This window comes from Escherichia sp. WS3063 (assembly GCF_046486595.1).
Classification (GTDB): Bacteria; Pseudomonadota; Gammaproteobacteria; order Enterobacterales; family Enterobacteriaceae; genus Escherichia; species Escherichia coli.
The window spans coordinates 68113-87449 of record NZ_JBJQKY010000004.1; the positions used below are offsets into that span (position 1 = coordinate 68113).

Genomic DNA, 19337 nt, shown 5'->3' on the forward strand with positions numbered 1-19337 from the left:
GAAGTGACTCTCCGGCACCTAATAGTTTTACGCGGCCGGTAACTCTGCCAGCGGCCAGCGCGGACGCACGCTAACGCCGAGATCCGCCGTCGCGCCTGCTTTAAACCGCACCATTCCGGCATAGGCGATCATCGCGCCGTTATCAGTACAAAATTCCGGACGCGCGTAGAACACTTCGCCACGGCGTTTTTTCATCATTTCAGCCAGCTTCGCCCGTAACGTGCGGTTAGCACTCACGCCGCCTGCCATTACCAGTCGCTTAAAGCCTGTCTGATCCAGCGCTCGCTTACACTTAATCATCAACGTATCGACCACCGCATCTTCAAAGGCGCGGGCGATATCAGCACGCGTCTGGTCGTCGGTGCCGTTATCACGAATGGTATTTGCCGCGAAGGTTTTCAGACCAGAAAAGCTGAAATCCAGCCCCGGACGGTCGGTCATCGGGCGCGGGAAGACAAAGCGCCCGGCAGTACCCTGAGCCGCCATTTTCGACAGTAATGGCCCGCCAGGATAATCCAGCCCCAGCAGCTTCGCGGTTTTATCAAACGCTTCACCGGCGGCATCATCAATAGACTCACCGAGCAGCTCGTACTGACCAATGCCAGTCACGCTGATTAACTGCGTATGACCGCCGGAAACCAGCAGCGCGACAAACGGAAATTCCGGTGGGTTATCTTCCAGCATCGGCGCTAACAGATGCCCTTCCATATGGTGTACCGGGATCGCCGGAACGCCCCAGGCAAATGCCAGCGAACGCCCGACCGTTGCGCCAACCAACAGCGCACCGACTAATCCAGGGCCTGCAGTATAGGCCACGGCGTCAATGTCTTTTGCCGTTAAACCGGACTCTTTCAGCGCCGCCTGGATCAACGGTACGGTTTTACGCACGTGATCGCGGGAGGCCAGTTCAGGCACGACGCCGCCGTAGTCAGCGTGCAATTTCACCTGACTATACAATTGGTTGGCTAACAAACCTTTTTCATCGTCGTAAATGGCGATGCCGGTTTCATCGCAGGAAGTTTCAATACCCAGTACACGCATGACTTGTTTTACCTCGCTTTATTACCGCGCAGTGTAGGACCAATGCGGGTTGATGTAAAACTTTGTTCGCCCCTGGAGAAAGCCTCGTGTATACTCCTCACCCTTATAAAAGTCCCTTTCAAAAAAGGCCGCGGTGCTTTACAAAGCAGCAGCAATTGCAGTAAAATTCCGCACCATTTTGAAATAAGCTGGCGTTGATGCCAGCGGCAAACCGAATTAATCAAAGGTGAGAGGCACATGCCGGTAATTAAAGTACGTGAAAACGAGCCGTTCGACGTAGCTCTGCGTCGCTTCAAGCGTTCCTGCGAAAAAGCAGGTGTTCTGGCGGAAGTTCGTCGTCGTGAGTTCTATGAAAAACCGACTACCGAACGTAAGCGCGCTAAAGCTTCTGCAGTGAAACGTCACGCGAAGAAACTGGCTCGCGAAAACGCACGCCGCACTCGTCTGTACTAATTCCCCGAGAGCGTTGCTCTCCGATCAGACCGAGTTGTAGTTGTAAGGCCGTGCTTCCGAAAGGAATGCGCGGCTTATTTTCGTTTATGAATTGCTAAAAATCGGGGCCTATGGCTGGACGAATCCCACGCGTATTCATTAATGATCTGCTGGCACGCACTGACATCGTCGATCTGATCGATGCCCGTGTGAAGCTGAAAAAGCAGGGCAAGAATTTCCACGCGTGTTGTCCATTCCACAACGAGAAAACCCCATCATTCACCGTTAACGGTGAGAAACAGTTTTACCACTGCTTTGGATGTGGCGCGCACGGCAACGCGATCGACTTCCTGATGAACTACGACAAGCTTGAGTTCGTCGAAACGGTCGAAGAGCTGGCAGCAATGCACAATCTTGAAGTGCCATTTGAAGCAGGTAGCGGCCCCAGCCAGATCGAGCGCCATCAACGACAAACGCTTTATCAGTTGATGGACGGTCTGAATACGTTTTACCAACAATCTTTACAGCAACCTGTTGCCACGTCTGCGCGCCAGTATCTGGAAAAACGCGGATTAAGCCACGAGGTTATCGCCCGCTTTGCGATTGGTTTTGCCCCCCCTGGCTGGGACAACGTCCTGAAGCGGTTTGGTGGCAATCCAGAAAATCGCCAGTCATTGATTGATGCGGGCATGTTGGTCACTAACGATCAGGGGCGCAGTTACGACCGTTTCCGCGAGCGGGTGATGTTCCCCATTCGTGATAAACGCGGTCGGGTGATTGGTTTTGGCGGACGCGTGCTGGGCAACGATACCCCCAAATACCTGAACTCGCCGGAAACGGACATTTTCCATAAAGGCCGCCAGCTTTACGGTCTTTATGAAGCGCAGCAGGATAACGCTGAACCCAATCGTCTGCTTGTGGTCGAAGGCTATATGGACGTGGTGGCGCTGGCGCAATACGGCATTAATTACGCCGTTGCGTCGTTAGGTACGTCAACCACTGCCGATCACATACAACTGTTGTTCCGCGCGACCAACAATGTCATTTGCTGTTATGACGGCGACCGTGCAGGCCGCGATGCCGCCTGGCGAGCGCTGGAAACGGCGCTGCCTTACATGACAGACGGTCGTCAGCTACGCTTTATGTTTTTGCCTGATGGCGAAGACCCTGACACGCTGGTACGAAAAGAAGGTAAAGAAGCGTTTGAAGCGCGGATGGAGCAGGCGATGCCACTCTCCGCATTTCTGTTTAACAGTCTGATGCCGCAAGTTGATCTGAGTACCCCTGACGGGCGCGCACGTTTGAGTACGCTGGCACTGCCATTGATATCGCAAGTGCCGGGCGAAACGCTGCGAATATATCTTCGTCAGGAATTAGGCAACAAATTAGGCATACTTGATGACAGCCAGCTTGAACGATTAATGCCAAAAGCGGCAGAGAGCGGCGTTTCTCGCCCTGTTCCGCAGCTAAAACGCACGACCATGCGTATACTTATAGGGTTGCTGGTGCAAAATCCAGAATTAGCGACGTTGGTCCCGCCGCTTGAGAATCTGGATGAAAATAAGCTCCCTGGACTTGGCTTATTCAGAGAACTGGTCAACACTTGTCTCTCCCAGCCAGGTCTGACCACCGGGCAACTTTTAGAGCACTATCGTGGTACAAATAATGCTGCCACCCTTGAAAAACTGTCGATGTGGGACGATATAGCAGATAAGAATATTGCTGAGCAAACCTTCACCGACTCACTCAACCATATGTTTGATTCGCTGCTTGAACTGCGCCAGGAAGAGTTAATCGCTCGTGAGCGCACGCATGGTTTAAGCAACGAAGAACGCCTGGAGCTCTGGACATTAAACCAGGAGCTGGCGAAAAAGTGATTTAACGGCTTAAGTGCCGAAGAGCGATCGGGAAGCCCCCGACAGCCGCACTGAGAGGCAGCGGCAAATATATAAGTACGCCCTCGTAATTATCGTTGGCGGTAAACAACCGTTGGATTTCAGCGTTAACGGCTGAAGGACATCGGGTCAATCGCCCAACACCAACCTCATGAAATAAGTGTGGATACCGTCTTATGGAGCAAAACCCGCAGTCACAGCTGAAACTTCTTGTCACCCGTGGTAAGGAGCAAGGCTATCTGACCTATGCCGAGGTCAATGACCATCTGCCGGAAGATATCGTCGATTCAGATCAGATCGAAGACATCATCCAAATGATCAACGACATGGGCATTCAGGTGATGGAAGAAGCACCGGATGCCGATGATCTGATGCTGGCTGAAAACACCGCGGACGAAGATGCTGCCGAAGCCGCCGCGCAGGTGCTTTCCAGCGTGGAATCTGAAATCGGGCGCACGACTGACCCGGTACGCATGTACATGCGTGAAATGGGCACCGTTGAACTGTTGACCCGCGAAGGCGAAATTGACATCGCTAAGCGTATTGAAGACGGGATCAACCAGGTTCAATGCTCCGTTGCTGAATATCCGGAAGCGATCACCTATCTGCTGGAACAGTACGATCGTGTTGAAGCAGAAGAAGCGCGTCTGTCCGATCTGATCACCGGCTTTGTTGACCCGAACGCAGAAGAAGATCTGGCACCTACCGCCACTCACGTCGGTTCTGAGCTTTCCCAGGAAGATCTGGACGATGACGAAGATGAAGACGAAGAAGATGGCGATGACGACAGCGCCGATGATGACAACAGCATCGACCCGGAACTGGCTCGCGAAAAATTTGCGGAACTGCGCGCTCAGTACGTTGTAACGCGTGACACCATCAAAGCGAAAGGTCGCAGTCACGCTGCCGCTCAGGAAGAGATCCTGAAACTGTCTGAAGTATTCAAACAGTTCCGCCTGGTGCCAAAGCAGTTTGACTACCTGGTCAACAGCATGCGCGTCATGATGGACCGCGTTCGTACGCAAGAACGTCTGATCATGAAGCTCTGCGTTGAGCAGTGCAAAATGCCGAAGAAAAACTTCATTACCCTGTTTACCGGCAACGAAACCAGCGATACCTGGTTCAACGCGGCAATTGCGATGAACAAGCCGTGGTCGGAAAAACTGCACGATGTCTCTGAAGAAGTGCATCGCGCCCTGCAGAAACTGCAGCAGATTGAAGAAGAAACCGGCCTGACCATCGAGCAGGTTAAAGATATCAACCGTCGTATGTCCATCGGTGAAGCGAAAGCCCGCCGTGCGAAGAAAGAGATGGTTGAAGCGAACTTACGTCTGGTTATTTCTATCGCCAAGAAATACACCAACCGTGGCTTGCAGTTCCTTGACCTGATTCAGGAAGGTAACATCGGCCTGATGAAAGCGGTTGATAAATTCGAATACCGCCGTGGTTACAAGTTCTCCACCTACGCAACCTGGTGGATCCGTCAGGCGATCACCCGTTCTATCGCGGATCAGGCGCGCACCATCCGTATTCCGGTGCATATGATTGAGACTATCAACAAACTCAACCGTATTTCTCGCCAGATGCTGCAAGAGATGGGCCGTGAACCGACGCCGGAAGAACTGGCTGAACGTATGCTGATGCCGGAAGACAAGATCCGCAAAGTGCTGAAGATCGCCAAAGAGCCAATCTCCATGGAAACGCCGATCGGTGATGATGAAGATTCGCATCTGGGGGATTTCATCGAGGATACCACCCTCGAGCTGCCGCTGGATTCTGCGACCACCGAAAGCCTGCGTGCGGCAACGCACGACGTGCTGGCTGGCCTGACCGCGCGTGAAGCAAAAGTTCTTCGTATGCGTTTCGGTATCGATATGAACACCGACCACACGCTGGAAGAAGTGGGTAAACAGTTCGACGTTACCCGCGAACGTATCCGTCAGATCGAAGCGAAGGCGCTGCGCAAACTGCGTCACCCGAGCCGTTCTGAAGTGCTGCGTAGCTTCCTGGACGATTAATCGGTAGGCCGGATCAGGCGTTACGCCGCACCCGGCACTAGTCCCTCTGCACAAACGCCACCTTTTCGGTGGCGTTTTTTATCGCCCACGCACTACCAGCGCCTGGTCCAGCTCGCGATACGCTTCAACCAGTTTCTCCAGTGAAACGCGACTTAAACCACTGGGATTTGGCAGCACCCAAATCTGCGTCGAACCAATGGTGAGCGTTTGTTTCCCCCACTGTGCACCGCGCTGGCTGAATCCCTGTTCATATGCTTGTTTGCCCAGAATCGCCAACGCCTGCGGCTGATAATCTTCTATTTTTTCAATTAGCTTACGCCCGCCTGCGTGCAGCTCCTGCTTTGACACTTCATTGGCTTGCACCGTTGGACGGTCTACCAGTTTGGTGACGCCACAACGATAATCCAGCAGATGCTGTGCCTCCTGCGGCTTCAACTGACGGTCGGTAAACCCGGCCTGATATATCACCTTCCAGAAGCGATTTGCCGGATGAGCAAAGGGAAAACCCGTTCCGGCGGATGAAAGCCCAGGGTTGATACCGCAAAACACGACCCGTAACCCTGGAGCCAAAATATCCTCAACCATATTTACTCCTTTCTAACATCACCAGGAAAAGTATAACGGATTGAAAATACATTGTTTATAAAAACAGCAGGCGCGCGGTAATGGCTGGATTGCGACACGGAGTTACTTTATAATCCTCTACCATGGCCCCTTAGCTCAGTGGTTAGAGCAGGCGACTCATAATCGCTTGGTCGCTGGTTCAAGTCCAGCAGGGGCCACCAGACATAGCAAAGGCTGACGAGAAATCGTCAGCCTTTTTCTTTTTATATATCAGTTACTTTGCGTGCCAGTAAGCCGCTGCACGTACCCGCTGTGGGTCATACTGTTCCGCTTCAAAGCGGCGGCTTAAATTCTTAACGACTTTGCCTTCGCCGGTTATCCAGATGAAGTAATCATCGGCAGGGATTTGCATCTGCGCCAGACGCGCATCTACCGCCTGCTCATCATGTGCCAGCCATTCGATATTAAAACCATCAAGGTGCGCGAGATAATCCTGACAGGCGTTATCCCGCACGCTAACCAGCGCACTAACTTGCGGTTTAACGGCAAGTTTGCTCAACGTTTCCAGGCGGCGGCGCAGTGCCGGCATTCCGGATTCATCGCAGACATACAGCTGATACGCGTAATCTTCCGGCACCACCAGCGAACCGCGCGGACCTGCCACCGTAAGTTTATCGCCCGGTTTCGCCTGCATCGCCCAGCCGCTGGCGACCCCACCGTCGTGAATAAAGAAATCGATCGCCAGTTCATGGCGTAGTTCGTCATACAGCGGCGTATAGTCACGCGACGGTGGGCGTGGTCCTTCCGGCCAGACGATGCCCTCTTCCGTTACCGTTGGCGGCACAAAGTGAGCGTCAGGTTGAGGAAAGAAGAGTTTGCTGTGATCGTCAAAGCCGCGCGACGTAAAACCGTCCAGCGCCTCGCCGCCGAGGACAATGCGCTGAAAACCGGCGCTGATGCGCTCAACGCGTAACACAGTCAGTTCACGGAAGCGCAGATCATTGCGAACGCGCTGCGGGTAGCGGGGGGAGTTATTCATTGTTATCGCCTTCGTGATGGTAATCAGATATATCTAAATAATTTTCGTAAATGATAATGATTGTTAATCATGATAAATGCAAGCGATTTGTAGAACTGATATATCTGTAGTCTGATAAGACGCGCAACCTCTTATCAAGCATTATTGCTCAATGTCGGATGCGGCGTGAACGCCTTATCCGGCCTACGTGTGAGATGAGTCCACATTTAAAAATCATTTTTATTCTTGCAAGAGTGCTCATATCAGATATAAATTAGATATATCTAATTAAGCAAAAGGAGGCTGATATGAGCCATCATCACGAAGGGTGTTGTAAACATGAAGGCCAGCCACGCCATGAGGGCTGCTGCAAAGGTGAGAAGTCAGAACACGAGCACTGCGGACACGGTCACCAGCATGAACACGGTCAATGCTGCGGTGGTCGCCACGGTCGCGGCGGCGGTCGTCGGCAACGTTTCTTTGGTCACGGTGAATTACGTCTGGTGATTCTGGATATTCTCTCGCGCGATGACAGCCACGGTTACGAGTTGATTAAAGCGATTGAGAATCTAACCCAGGGGAATTACACCCCAAGCCCGGGCGTCATCTACCCAACGCTGGATTTTCTGCAGGAGCAGTCGCTGATTACCATCCGCGAAGAGGAAGGTGGTAAGAAGCAGATTGCACTGACCGAACAAGGCGCGCAGTGGCTGGAAGAAAACCGCGAACAGGTAGAGATGATTGAAGAACGCATCAAAGCGCGTTGCGTTGGCGCTGCGCTGCGCCAGAACCCGCAAATGAAGCGGGCGCTGGATAATTTTAAAGCGGTGCTGGATTTACGCGTCAACCAGAGCGATATCACTGATGCACAAGTAAAAAAGATCATTGCGGTGATCGACCGCGCCGCTTTTGATATTACGCAACTGGATTAATCACCGATTGCCGGATGTGGCGTGCCCTACCCCCCCGTAGGCCTGATAAGCTGCGCCAGCATCGCATCAGGCATTGTGCGCCAACTGCCGGATCCGGCATACCGATTAATGCAGCACCGTCACCGCGTCTTCCAGTCGGCTGGCGCGGTGTTTCACCATCGCCGACACCTGCGCACTCTCTTCCACTAACTCGGCGTTTTTCTGGGTGATGAGATTAAGCTCATCCACTGCACGGGTCAGGCTGGAAAGCCCATCGGCCTGTTCCAGCGTTGAATGGCTAATCTGAGCTATCAACTGGGTGACGTTTTTTACCTGTGCCACAATATCTTCCATCGTCCGTCCGGCGGCGTGTACCTGCTGCGAACCAGATTGCACTTTATCAGCACTGGCATCAATCAGCTTGCGAATATCGTTGGCGGCATTGGCGCTGCGGCTGGCTAAATGACGCACTTCCCCTGCCACCACTGCAAAACCTTTGCCTTGTTCGCCGGCTCGCGCCGCTTCCACCGCCGCATTCAGGGCCAGGATATTGGTCTGAAACGCAATATCGTTAATCAGCGAAGTAATGGTGCCAATGCGCTGGGTACTGTCGGCGATATCGTCCATTGTCTTGATCACCGTAGTCATCGCCTCCCCGCCCTGCACTGCCGCATTACTGGCGGTGATAGAAAGTTTATCGGCAGCCGACGCCGTGGCAGAGTTCTGTTTCACCGACGCCGCCATTTGGTTCATGGTCGCCACCGTTTGCTGAACGTTATCAACTGTCTGCTGGGTATGTTCGTTCAGTTCATCGGTGCCTTTCGCCAGCGTCTCACTGCCATTTCTGACACTGGACACCTGGCTTGAGACATCGTTAATTAGCCAACGGCACATCAGGCCAAGCTGCCCTACCGCGCGTAATGTCAGCCCCAGCTCATCGCTGCGATTCAGATGCTCAACACTATTACGCTCTCCGGTCGCCACCTTCAGTGCCTGACGGGCGACATTTTCTATCGGGCGGACAATCTGCCATTCAAAACAGGCGCTTGCCAACAATACCACTAACGCACAGAGGATATACGTCACCACCGGGGCAGCAACAAACCAAAGCATGACCGCCAGCAAGATAAACATCAGGGTCATCACGCCACGCGCCCGCCAGCGAAGCGGTAATGAAGGCAGTTTTCCCAGCCAGCCTTTACGCACCACCAGGCCTTTATGAATACGCTTACTGGTCCGTCCGGCGTTCAACGCTTTGTACAGCGGCTCCACCGCCGCGATCTCTTCATCCGTCGCCCGGGTACGAATCGACATATAGCCACTGATTTTTCCCTCGCGCACCATCGGTACCGCATTGGCCCGCACCCAATAATGGTCGCCATTTTTGCGGCGATTTTTCACGATGCCGCTCCAGGGCTCCCCTTTTTTCAGGGTGAACCACATATCCGCAAACGCCGCTTTTGGCATATCCGGGTGACGCACCATGTTGTGCGGCTGCCCCTGTAACTCTTGCAAGGTATAGCCGCTCACCTGCACAAAAGTGTCATTAGCATGAGTGATATAGCTTTGCAGATCGGTAGTGGACATCAGAGTGGTATCGTCCGCCAGCGGGGTATTTTGCTGGGTGACATACGGATGAGAAGACATGTTCGCGTCCTGTGCAGGTTATATGGTTGTTAACTTCTTGTCAGAGTTTATGTCGGCCCCGCTGCGGTTATCTTTAACTGATTAATTTGATTTAGATCGCAATTTGCGATTAAAGCATAAATCTAATCCCTTGATTTAAAATACTTTCACTCTGTTACTATACGAAAACGTTAATTATCTTGCCCAAAAATCAGGCAGTTGTTGCCCTGAAAGTGTGCATTTGCGCAGCAATCGCCAAATCCATACCCGACAAAAACCGTGCAAAACAACAACAGATGTTAACAAATAGCATTAAATATTGCACAAATGATAACCACATTTGTGTTTATCCCGATTTTCGCGATCGCAGCCGGAGTGGCGCAATCCCTGCAATACTTAAATCGGTATCATGTGATACGCGAGCCTCCGGAGCATATTTTGAACAGGTTACCTTCGAGCGCATCGGCTTTAGCGTGCAGCGCCCACGCCCTGAATCTCATTGAAAAGCGAACGCTGGATCATGAGGAGATGAAAGCACTTAACCGAGAGGTGATTGAATACTTCAAAGAGCATGTCAATCCGGGGTTTTTAGAGTATCGCAAATCTGTTACCGCCGGCGGGGATTACGGAGCCGTAGAGTGGCAAGCGGGAGGTTTAAATACGCTTGTCGACACCCAGGGACAGGAGTTTATCGACTGCCTTGGAGGTTTTGGAATTTTCAACGTGGGGCACCGTAATCCAGTTGTGGTTTCCGCCGTACAGAATCAACTTGCGAAACAACCGTTACATAGCCAGGAGCTGCTCGATCCGTTACGGGCGATGCTGGCGAAAACCCTTGCGGCGCTAACGCCCGGTAAACTGAAATACAGCTTCTTCTGTAATAGCGGCACCGAGTCCGTTGAAGCAGCGCTGAAGCTGGCGAAGGCTTATCAGTCACCGCGCGGCAAGTTTACTTTTATTGCCACCAGCGGCGCGTTCCACGGTAAATCACTTGGCGCGCTGTCGGCCACGGCGAAATCGACCTTCCGCAAACCGTTTATGCCACTGCTGCCAGGGTTCCGTCATGTACCGTTTGGCAATATCGAAGCCATGCGCACGGCTCTTAACGAGTGCAAAAAAACCGGTGATGATGTGGCTGCGGTGATCCTCGAACCGATTCAGGGCGAAGGTGGCGTAATTCTGCCGCCGCCAGGCTATCTCACCGCCGTGCGTAAGCTGTGCGATGAGTTCGGCGCACTGATGATCCTCGATGAAGTACAAACGGGCATGGGGCGCACGGGCAAGATGTTCGCCTGCGAGCATGAGAACGTACAGCCGGACATCCTGTGTCTGGCAAAAGCCCTCGGCGGCGGCGTGATGCCGATTGGCGCAACCATCGCCACTGAAGAGGTGTTTTCCGTTCTGTTCGACAACCCGTTCCTGCATACCACCACCTTTGGCGGCAACCCGCTGGCCTGTGCGGCGGCGCTGGCGACCATCAATGTGTTGCTGGAGCAGAACTTACCGGCTCAGGCTGAACAAAAAGGCGATATGTTGCTGGACGGTTTTCGTCAACTGGCGCGGGAATATCCCGATCTGGTACAGGAAGCGCGTGGTAAAGGGATGTTGATGGCGATTGAGTTTGTTGATAACGAAATCGGCTATAACTTTGCCAGCGAGATGTTCCGCCAGCGCGTACTGGTGGCCGGAACACTCAACAACGCTAAAACGATCCGCATTGAACCGCCACTGACACTGACCATTGAACAGTGTGAACTGGTGATCAAAGCGGCGCGTAAGGCGCTGGCGGCCATGCGAGTCAGTGTCGAAGAAGCGTAATATCAAATCGGATGGCGATTCGACGTCGCCATCCGATCTTTTTATACGATACGTACGCCCGCAGGCATCATCCGCTCCGGCGTTAACAGCACGCTTTCACTGCCGTCATCGGTTTCCGCACACAACAGCATGCATTCCGACGTTTCACCGCGCATTTTCGCTTTTTGCAGATTGCATAAGACCACCACCGTTTTCCCCATCAGCTCTTCTTCGCTGTAGTACGGCACCAGACTGGTCACGGTTTGCAGCGTTTTTTCACCCACATCAACCTGTACGATGTACAGCTTGTCGGCGTTTTCATGGCGTTTCACTTCCACAATCTTTCCGACGCGCATTTCCAGACGTGCAAAATCAGCGTAAGCCACGGTTTCCATTGCTTCCTCCCTTCGAGTAAAATTTTACTAAACTATAGCAAAAGTTTTTCTCAATCCTGTAGGCTAAAAATAGAGAATGCAGCCGTGATCACATTTGTAAGCCGCTGTGTTACCGTTACAGCGTCAAAGAAACGCGCTTTATTTACTGAAAACAGGTGACCCGATAAGCACTTCCTCTACAATGGGGGCGCACATCAGGGAAAGTAAAAAAGGTAAACATGGCAACATTAAAAGACATCGCAATCGAAGCTGGCGTATCCCTGGCGACAGTATCCAGGGTCTTAAATGACGATCCAACATTGAATGTGAAAGAAGAGACGAAACATCGCATTCTCGAGATCGCCGAAAAGCTGGAGTACAAGACCAGCAGCGCCCGTAAGCTACAGACAGGCGCAGTCAACCAGCACCATATTTTGGCTATCTACAGCTACCAACAAGAGCTGGAGATCAACGATCCTTACTATCTGGCGATCCGCCACGGCATTGAAACCCAGTGCGAAAAGCTGGCGATCGAACTGACCAACTGTTATGAACACAGCGGTTTGCCAGACATTAAAAACGTCACCGGCATTTTGATTGTCGGCAAACCCGCGCCCGCCCTGCGCGCCGCCGCCTGTGCGTTGACCGACAATATCTGCTTTATCGACTTTCACGAACCCGGCAGCGGTTACGATGCGGTGGATATCGATCTGGCACGTATCAGTAAAGAAATCATCGATTTCTATATCAATCAGGGCGTTAATCGTATTGGTTTTATTGGCGGTGAAGACTTGCCTGGCAAGGCGGATATTCGTGAAGTCGCCTTTGTGGAATATGGCCGACTGAAACACGTGGTACGCGAAGAGGATATCTGGCGCGGCGGTTTTTCCAGTTCGTCGGGCTATGAACTGGCAAAACAGATGCTGGCTCGGGAAGACTACCCGAAGGCGCTTTTTGTCGCTTCCGATTCCATTGCTATCGGCGTACTGCGGGCAATTCATGAACGTGGCCTGAACATCCCACAGGATATTTCGCTTATCAGCGTTAACGATATCCCCACCGCGCGATTTACCTTTCCGCCGCTCTCCACCGTGCGCATACATTCCGAGATGATGGGAAGTCAGGGCGTTAACCTGGTGTATGAAAAAGCCCGCGATGGTCGCGCGCTGCCGCTGTTGGTCTTCGTTCCCAGCAAATTAAAACTGCGCGGCACGACCCGTTAAATCCCCTTACACACTGTCCGGCAATCGTTTTTGCCGGACAGTGCTGCCGTTTATTTTCGTGATCCAGTTAAAGTAAATGCATTTATTCGCTACTTTTTAGTAAAATTTTTACTAAACTCCCCAGCAATTACACAAACTACCATCACCATGAATGGTTCCGATTTCTCTCTACCGGGAGGCCCTATGAATCGCTGGGAAAACATTCAGCTCACCCACGAAAACCGACTTGCGCCGCGTGCGTACTTTTTTTCATATGATTCTGTTGCGCAGGCGCGTACTTTTGCCCGTGAAACCAGCAGCCTGTTTCTGTCCTTAAGCGGTCAGTGGAATTTCCACTTTTTTGACCATCCGCTGCAAGTACCAGAAGCCTTCACCTCTGAGTTAATGGCTGACTGGGGGCATATTACCGTCCCCGCCATGTGGCAAATGGAAGGTCACGGCAAACTGCAATATACCGACGAAGGTTTTCCATTCCCCATCGATGTGCCGTTTGTTCCCAGCGATAACCCAACCGGTGCCTATCAACGTATTTTCACCCTCAGCGAAGGCTGGCAGGGTAAACAGACGCTGATCAAATTTGACGGTGTCGAAACCTATTTTGAAGTCTACGTTAACGGTCAGTATGTGGGGTTCAGCAAGGGCAGTCGCCTGACCGCAGAGTTTGACATCAGCGCGATGGTTAAAACCGGCGACAACCTGTTGTGTGTGCGCGTGATGCAATGGGCGGACTCTACCTACGTGGAAGACCAGGATATGTGGTGGTCGGCGGGGATTTTCCGCGATGTTTATCTGATCGGAAAACAACTCACGCATATTAACGATTTCACCGTTCGTACCGACTTTGACGAAGCCTATTGCGATGCCACGCTTTCCTGCGAAGTGGTGCTGGAAAATCTCGCCGCCTCCCCTGTCGTCACGACGCTGGAATATACCCTGTTTGATGGGGAACGCCTGGTGCACAGCAGCGCCATTGATCATTTGGCAATTGAAAAACTGACCAGCGCCAGCTTTGCTTTTACTGTCGAACAGCCCCAGCAATGGTCAGCAGAATCCCCTTATCTTTACCATCTGGTCATGACGCTGAAAGACGCCGACGGCAACGTTCTGGAAGTGGTGCCACAACGCGTTGGCTTCCGTGATATCAAAGTGCGCGACGGTCTGTTCTGGATCAATAACCGTTATGTGATGCTGCATGGCGTCAACCGCCACGACAATGATCATCGCAAAGGCCGCGCCGTTGGGATGGATCGCGTCGAGAAAGATCTCCAGTTGATGAAGCAGCACAACATCAATTCCGTGCGTACCGCTCACTACCCGAACGATCCTCGTTTTTACGAACTGTGTGATATCTACGGCCTGTTTGTGATGGCGGAAACCGACGTCGAATCGCACGGCTTTGCTAACGTCGGCGATATCAGCCGCATTACCGACGATCCGCAGTGGGAAAACGTCTACGTCGAGCGCATTGTTCGCCATATTCACGCGCAGAAAAACCATCCGTCGATCATCATCTGGTCGCTGGGCAATGAATCCGGCTATGGCTGTAACATCCGCGCGATGTACCATGCGGCGAAGGCGCTGGATGACACGCGACTGGTGCATTACGAAGAAGATCGCGATGCTGAAGTGGTCGATATTATTTCCACCATGTACACCCGCGTGCCGCTGATGAATGAGTTTGGTGAATACCCGCATCCGAAGCCGCGCATCATCTGTGAATATGCTCATGCGATGGGGAACGGACCAGGTGGGCTGACGGAGTACCAGAACGTCTTCTACAAGCACGATTGCATTCAGGGACATTATGTCTGGGAATGGTGCGACCACGGGATCCAGGCGCAGGATGACAATGGCAACGTCTGGTATAAATTCGGCGGCGACTACGGCGACTATCCCAACAACTATAACTTCTGTCTTGATGGTTTGATCTATTCCGATCAGACGCCGGGACCAGGCCTGAAAGAGTACAAACAGGTTATTGCGCCGGTAAAAATCCACGCGCTGGATCTGACTCGCGGCGAGTTGAAAGTCGAAAATAAACTATGGTTTACCACGCTTGATGACTACACCCTGCACGCAGAGGTGCGCGCCGAAGGTGAAACACTCGCGACGCAGCAGATTAAACTGCGCGACGTTGCGCCGAACAGCGAAGCCCCCTTGCAGATCACGCTGCCACAGCTGGACGCCCGCGAAGCGTTCCTCAACATTACGGTGACCAAAGATTCCCGCACCCGCTACAGCGAAGCCGGGCATTCTATCGCCACTTATCAGTTCCCGCTGAAGGAAAACACCGCGCAGCCAGTGCCTTTCGCACCAAATAATGCGCGTCCGCTGACGCTGGAAGACGATCGTTTGAGCTGCACCGTTCGCGGCTACAACTTCGCGATCACCTTCTCAAAAATGAGTGGCAAACCGACATCCTGGCAGGTGAATGGCGAGTCGCTGCTGACCCGCGAGCCAAAGATCAACTTCTTCAAGCCAATGATCGACAACCACAAGCAGGAGTACGAAGGACTGTGGCAACCGAATCATTTGCAGATCATGCAGGAACATCTGCGCGACTTTGCCGTTGAGCAAAGTGATGATGAAGTGTTGATCATCAGCCGCACGGTTATTGCCCCACCGGTGTTTGACTTCGGGATACGCTGTACCTACATCTGGCGCATCGCTGCCGATGGTCAGGTTAATGTGGCGCTTTCCGGCGAACGTTACGGCGACTATCCGCACATCATTCCGTGCATCGGTTTCACCATGGGAATTAACGGCGAATACGACCAGGTGGCGTATTACGGTCGTGGACCGGGCGAAAACTACGCCGACAGCCAGCAGGCTAACATCATTGATATCTGGCGCAGTACCGTCGATGCCATGTTCGAGAACTATCCCTTCCCGCAGAACAACGGCAACCGTCAGCATGTCCGCTGGACGGCACTGACTAATCGCCACGGCAACGGTCTGCTGGTGGTTCCGCAGCGCACCATTAACTTCAGCGCCTGGCGCTATACCCAGGAAAACATCCACGCTGCCCAGCACTGTAACGAGCTTCAGCGCAGTGATGACATCACTCTGAATCTCGACCACCAGCTGCTTGGCCTCGGCTCCAACTCCTGGGGCAGCGAGGTGCTGGACTCCTGGCGCGTCTGGTTCCGTGACTTCAGCTACGGCTTTACGTTGCTGCCGGTTTCTGGCGGAGAAGCTACCGCGCAAAGCCTGGCGTCGTATGAGTTCGGCGCAGGGTTCTTTTCCACGAATTTGCACAGCGAGAATAAGCAATGAGGATCATCGATAACTTAGAACAGTTCCGCCAGATTTACGCCTCTGGCAAGAAGTGGCAACGCTGCGTTGAAGCGATTGAAAATATCGACAACATTCAGCCTGGCGTCGCCCACTCCATCGGTGACTCATTGACTTACCGCGTGGAGACGGACTCCGCGACCGATGCGCTATTTACCGGGCATCGACGCTATTTTGAAGTGCATTACTACCTGCAAGGGCAGCAAAAAATTGAATATGCGCCGAAAGAGACATTACAGGTAGTGGAATATTATCGTGATGAAACTGACCGTGAATATTTAAAAGGCTGCGGAGAAACCGTAGAGGTCCACGAAGGGCAAATCGTTATTTGCGATATCCATGAAGCGTATCGGTTTATCTGCAATAACGCGGTCAAAAAAGTGGTTCTCAAAGTCACCATCGAAGATGGTTATTTCCATAACAAATAACAACTACGGCGGCAAAAGGAGTTTGCCGCCACCGCTACCCTACTCATTTTCGGAGATGTGTTATGTCTGATACCAAACGTAATACAATCGGTAAATTCGGCTTGCTCTCGCTGACTTTTGCCGCCGTTTACAGCTTTAACAACGTTATCAATAATAATATTGAGCTTGGACTGGCCTCGGCACCGATGTTTTTCCTCGCGACGATTTTTTATTTTATTCCCTTCTGTCTGATCATCGCAGAATTTGTTTCGTTAAATAAAAACTCAGAAGCCGGTGTCTACGCGTGGGTAAAAAGTTCGCTGGGCGGACGTTGGGCATTTATTACTGCCTATACCTACTGGTTCGTAAACCTGTTCTTTTTCACCTCGTTGTTGCCGCGCGTTATTGCTTATGCTTCGTATGCCTTCCTCGGCTACGAATATATTATGACGCCGGTTGCCACCACCATTATCAGTATGGTGCTGTTCGCCTTCTCCACCTGGGTTTCCACCAACGGGGCGAAAATGCTGGGGCCAATCACCTCCGTCACTTCAACGCTGATGCTGCTGTTAACGCTCTCCTACATTTTACTGGCAGGTACGGCACTGGTTGGCGGCGTACAGCCTGCCGATCCGATCACCGTTGACGCGATGATCCCGAACTTCAACTGGGCGTTCCTCGGCGTGACCACCTGGATCTTTATGGCCGCAGGTGGCGCGGAGTCCGTCGCGGTGTACGTTAACGACGTCAAAGGCGGTTCGAAATCGTTCGTTAAAGTGATCATCCTCGCCGGGATTTTTATCGGCGTACTGTATTCCGTCTCCTCGGTGCTGATTAACGTCTTCGTCAGCAGCAAAGAGTTGAAATTTACTGGCGGATCGGTACAGGTATTCCACGGCATGGCGGCGTATTTTGGTCTACCGGAAGCACTGATGAATCGCTTTGTCGGTCTGGTGTCCTTTACCGCGATGTTCGGTTCCCTGCTGATGTGGACGGCAACGCCGGTGAAAATTTTCTTCTCCGAAATTCCGGAAGGCATCTTTGGTAAGAAAACCGTCGAACTGAACGAAAACGGCGTTCCGGCGCGCGCAGCGTGGATCCAGTTCCTGATCGTCATCCCGCTGATGATTATCCCGATGCTCGGTTCCAATACCGTGCAGGATCTGATGAATACCATTATTAATATGACCGCCGCAGCGTCCATGCTTCCGCCGTTATTCATCATGCTGGCTTACCTGAATTTACGTGCCAAATTAGATCACCTGCCACGCGATTTCCGTATGGGTTCCCGACGCACCGGTATTATCGTTGTTTCAATGCTGATTGCGATATTTGCTGTAGGGTTTGTCGCTTCGACATTCCCGACTGGCGCGAATATTCTGACCATCATTTTTTATAACGTCGGCGGTATTGTTATCTTCCTCGGCTTTGCGTGGTGGAAATACAGTAAATATATAAAGGGATTAACGGCTGAAGAGCGCCATATTGAAGCGACGCCAGCCAGCAATGTTGATTAAGCAGAATAATAAAAAATGAGCAGGCATTTTCCCTCTTCCTGGATGGGGAGAGGGAAAATAGTTTCTGCCTTTATATTTTTATAATTACAACGATAAAAGGCTGTACTTTTTCTTTAGCTCATGGATTAACACAATGAAATTAATCACTGCACCATGCAGAGCATTACTTGCTCTGCCGTTTTGCTACGCCTTTTCTGCGGCCGCTGAAGAAGCACGTCCGGCAGAACATGACGACACAAAAACACCCGCAATTACCTCGACATCTTCTCCTTCATTTCGTTTTTACGGCGAATTAGGGGTTGGTGGGTATATGGATTTAGAGGGTGAGAATAAACATAAATACAGCGACGGCACCTATATTGAAGGTGGCCTGGAGATGAAGTACGGCTCCTGGTTCGGCCTGATTTACGGCGAAGGCTGGACCGTGCAGGCCGACCACGACGGTAATGCCTGGGTGCCTGACCATAGCTGGGGCGGTTTCGAAGGTGGGATTAACCGTTTCTATGGCGGTTATCGTACCAATGATGGCACCGAAATCATGCTCAGTCTGCGTCAGGATTCCTCGCTGGATGATCTGCAATGGTGGGGCGACTTCACCCCCGATCTGGGCTACGTCATTCCCAATACCCGCGACATTATGACCGCGCTGAAGGTGCAGAACTTAACCGGCAACTTTCGTTATAGCGTCACCGCCACACCAGCCGGACATCATGACGAAAGCAAAGCCTGGCTACATTTTGGCAAATACGATCGCTACGACGACAAATACACTTATCCGGCAATGATGAACGGTTACATCCAGTATGACCTTGCAGAAGGTATCACCTGGATGAACGGTCTGGAAATCACCGACGGCACAGGCCAACTCTATCTCACGGGCCTGCTTACCCCTAACTTTGCCGCTCGCGCCTGGCACCATACCGGACGCGCCGACGGGCTGGACGTACCGGGAAGTGAAAGCGGGATGATGGTGAGCGCCATGTATGAAGCGTTAAAGGGCGTTTATCTCTCCACCGCTTACACCTACGCCAAACATCACCCTGACCACGCTGACGATGAAACCACCTCTTTCATGCAGTTTGGTATCTGGTACGAATACGGCGGCGGACGTTTCGCAACGGCTTTTGATAGCCGCTTCTACATGAAAAATGCCTCTCACGATCCCAGCGACCAACTCTTCCTGATGCAATATTTTTACTGGTAATAAGGACAGTAATCTC

Annotated in this window: 15 protein-coding genes and 1 tRNA gene; 11 read left to right on the plus strand and 5 right to left on the minus strand. The window is 52.1% G+C overall.

Annotated features, from left to right (window positions below; all coding sequences use genetic code 11):
* Positions 1 to 27 precede the first annotated feature (27 nt).
* Positions 28 to 1041 carry a tRNA (adenosine(37)-N6)-threonylcarbamoyltransferase complex transferase subunit TsaD gene (gene tsaD, locus ACJHYW_RS05110; RefSeq protein ID WP_001264356.1) on the minus strand — a complete coding sequence of 338 codons (1014 nt, stop codon included), beginning with the start codon at positions 1039 to 1041 and terminating at the stop codon, positions 28 to 30.
* Between the two features lie 237 nt (positions 1042 to 1278).
* Between tsaD and rpsU the strand changes: the two genes are divergently transcribed.
* The 3 genes from rpsU to rpoD all read left to right on the plus strand — a co-directional run bounded on the left by rpsU (position 1279) and on the right by rpoD (position 5386).
* A complete protein-coding gene (gene rpsU, locus ACJHYW_RS05115) occupies positions 1279 to 1494 on the plus strand; it encodes a 30S ribosomal protein S21 (RefSeq protein ID WP_001144069.1) in 216 nt (71 codons plus the stop codon).
* Positions 1495 to 1604: 110 nt separating this feature from the next.
* Positions 1605 to 3350 (plus strand): DNA primase, encoded by a 1746-nt coding sequence (gene dnaG, locus ACJHYW_RS05120; RefSeq protein ID WP_000918827.1) that lies wholly within the window; start codon positions 1605 to 1607, stop codon positions 3348 to 3350.
* Between the two features lie 194 nt (positions 3351 to 3544).
* Complete coding sequence (gene rpoD, locus ACJHYW_RS05125; RefSeq protein WP_000437371.1) at positions 3545 to 5386, plus strand: RNA polymerase sigma factor RpoD; 1842 nt, start codon at positions 3545 to 3547, stop codon at positions 5384 to 5386.
* A gap of 78 nt (positions 5387 to 5464) precedes the next feature.
* Here the strand turns inward: rpoD and mug are convergent, their stop codons facing one another.
* Positions 5465 to 5971 carry a G/U mismatch-specific DNA glycosylase gene (gene mug / locus ACJHYW_RS05130; RefSeq protein ID WP_000228937.1) on the minus strand — a complete coding sequence of 169 codons (507 nt, stop codon included), beginning with the start codon at positions 5969 to 5971 and terminating at the stop codon, positions 5465 to 5467.
* Between the two features lie 124 nt (positions 5972 to 6095).
* Here mug and ACJHYW_RS05135 point away from each other — a divergent pair.
* Positions 6096 to 6171 (plus strand) — tRNA-Ile (locus ACJHYW_RS05135).
* Positions 6172 to 6224: 53 nt separating this feature from the next.
* On the opposite strand, the gene nfeF is transcribed toward ACJHYW_RS05135, so the two are convergent.
* Positions 6225 to 6989, minus strand: a complete 765-nt coding sequence (nfeF, locus tag ACJHYW_RS05140) for an NADPH-dependent ferric chelate reductase NfeF (protein ID WP_001065890.1) — start codon at positions 6987 to 6989, stop codon at positions 6225 to 6227.
* Positions 6990 to 7276: 287 nt separating this feature from the next.
* Here nfeF and nfeR point away from each other — a divergent pair, with 287 nt between their 5' ends.
* Positions 7277 to 7900 carry a DNA-binding transcriptional regulator NfeR gene (gene nfeR, locus ACJHYW_RS05145; protein ID WP_000018006.1) on the plus strand — a complete coding sequence of 208 codons (624 nt, stop codon included), beginning with the start codon at positions 7277 to 7279 and terminating at the stop codon, positions 7898 to 7900.
* A gap of 105 nt (positions 7901 to 8005) precedes the next feature.
* Here the strand turns inward: nfeR and aer are convergent, their stop codons facing one another.
* On the minus strand, positions 8006 to 9526 hold the full coding sequence (aer, locus tag ACJHYW_RS05150) for an aerotaxis sensor receptor Aer (RefSeq protein WP_000094730.1): 1521 nt from the start codon (positions 9524 to 9526) through the stop codon (positions 8006 to 8008).
* A gap of 417 nt (positions 9527 to 9943) precedes the next feature.
* On the opposite strand from aer, the gene ygjG reads away from it, so the two are divergent.
* Positions 9944 to 11323 (plus strand): putrescine aminotransferase, encoded by a 1380-nt coding sequence (gene ygjG / locus ACJHYW_RS05155; RefSeq protein WP_001297164.1) that lies wholly within the window; start codon positions 9944 to 9946, stop codon positions 11321 to 11323.
* A gap of 41 nt (positions 11324 to 11364) precedes the next feature.
* Here ygjG and ACJHYW_RS05160 read toward each other — a convergent pair whose 3' ends face one another.
* Positions 11365 to 11697, minus strand: a complete 333-nt coding sequence (locus tag ACJHYW_RS05160) for a tRNA-binding protein (protein ID WP_000450588.1) — start codon at positions 11695 to 11697, stop codon at positions 11365 to 11367.
* 218 nt (positions 11698 to 11915) lie between these two features.
* Between ACJHYW_RS05160 and ebgR the strand changes: the two genes are divergently transcribed.
* The 5 genes from ebgR (at position 11916) to ygjJ (ending at position 19321) form a co-directional block, all read left to right on the plus strand.
* A complete protein-coding gene (gene ebgR / locus ACJHYW_RS05165; protein ID WP_000212454.1) occupies positions 11916 to 12899 on the plus strand; it encodes a transcriptional regulator EbgR in 984 nt (327 codons plus the stop codon).
* 183 nt (positions 12900 to 13082) lie between these two features.
* Positions 13083 to 16175 carry a beta-galactosidase subunit alpha gene (ebgA, locus tag ACJHYW_RS05170; protein ID WP_061092729.1) on the plus strand — a complete coding sequence of 1031 codons (3093 nt, stop codon included), beginning with the start codon at positions 13083 to 13085 and terminating at the stop codon, positions 16173 to 16175.
* Entirely contained in the window at positions 16172 to 16621 is a 450-nt protein-coding gene (locus ACJHYW_RS05175; RefSeq protein WP_001219954.1) for a beta-galactosidase subunit beta, read from the plus strand. The genes ebgA and ACJHYW_RS05175 overlap by 4 nt, the downstream gene beginning before the upstream one ends.
* 62 nt (positions 16622 to 16683) lie before the next feature.
* A complete protein-coding gene (locus ACJHYW_RS05180; RefSeq protein WP_001285446.1) occupies positions 16684 to 18117 on the plus strand; it encodes an amino acid permease in 1434 nt (477 codons plus the stop codon).
* 133 nt (positions 18118 to 18250) lie between these two features.
* Positions 18251 to 19321 carry a protein YgjJ gene (gene ygjJ, locus ACJHYW_RS05185; RefSeq protein WP_000767636.1) on the plus strand — a complete coding sequence of 357 codons (1071 nt, stop codon included), beginning with the start codon at positions 18251 to 18253 and terminating at the stop codon, positions 19319 to 19321.
* Positions 19322 to 19337 lie beyond the last annotated feature (16 nt).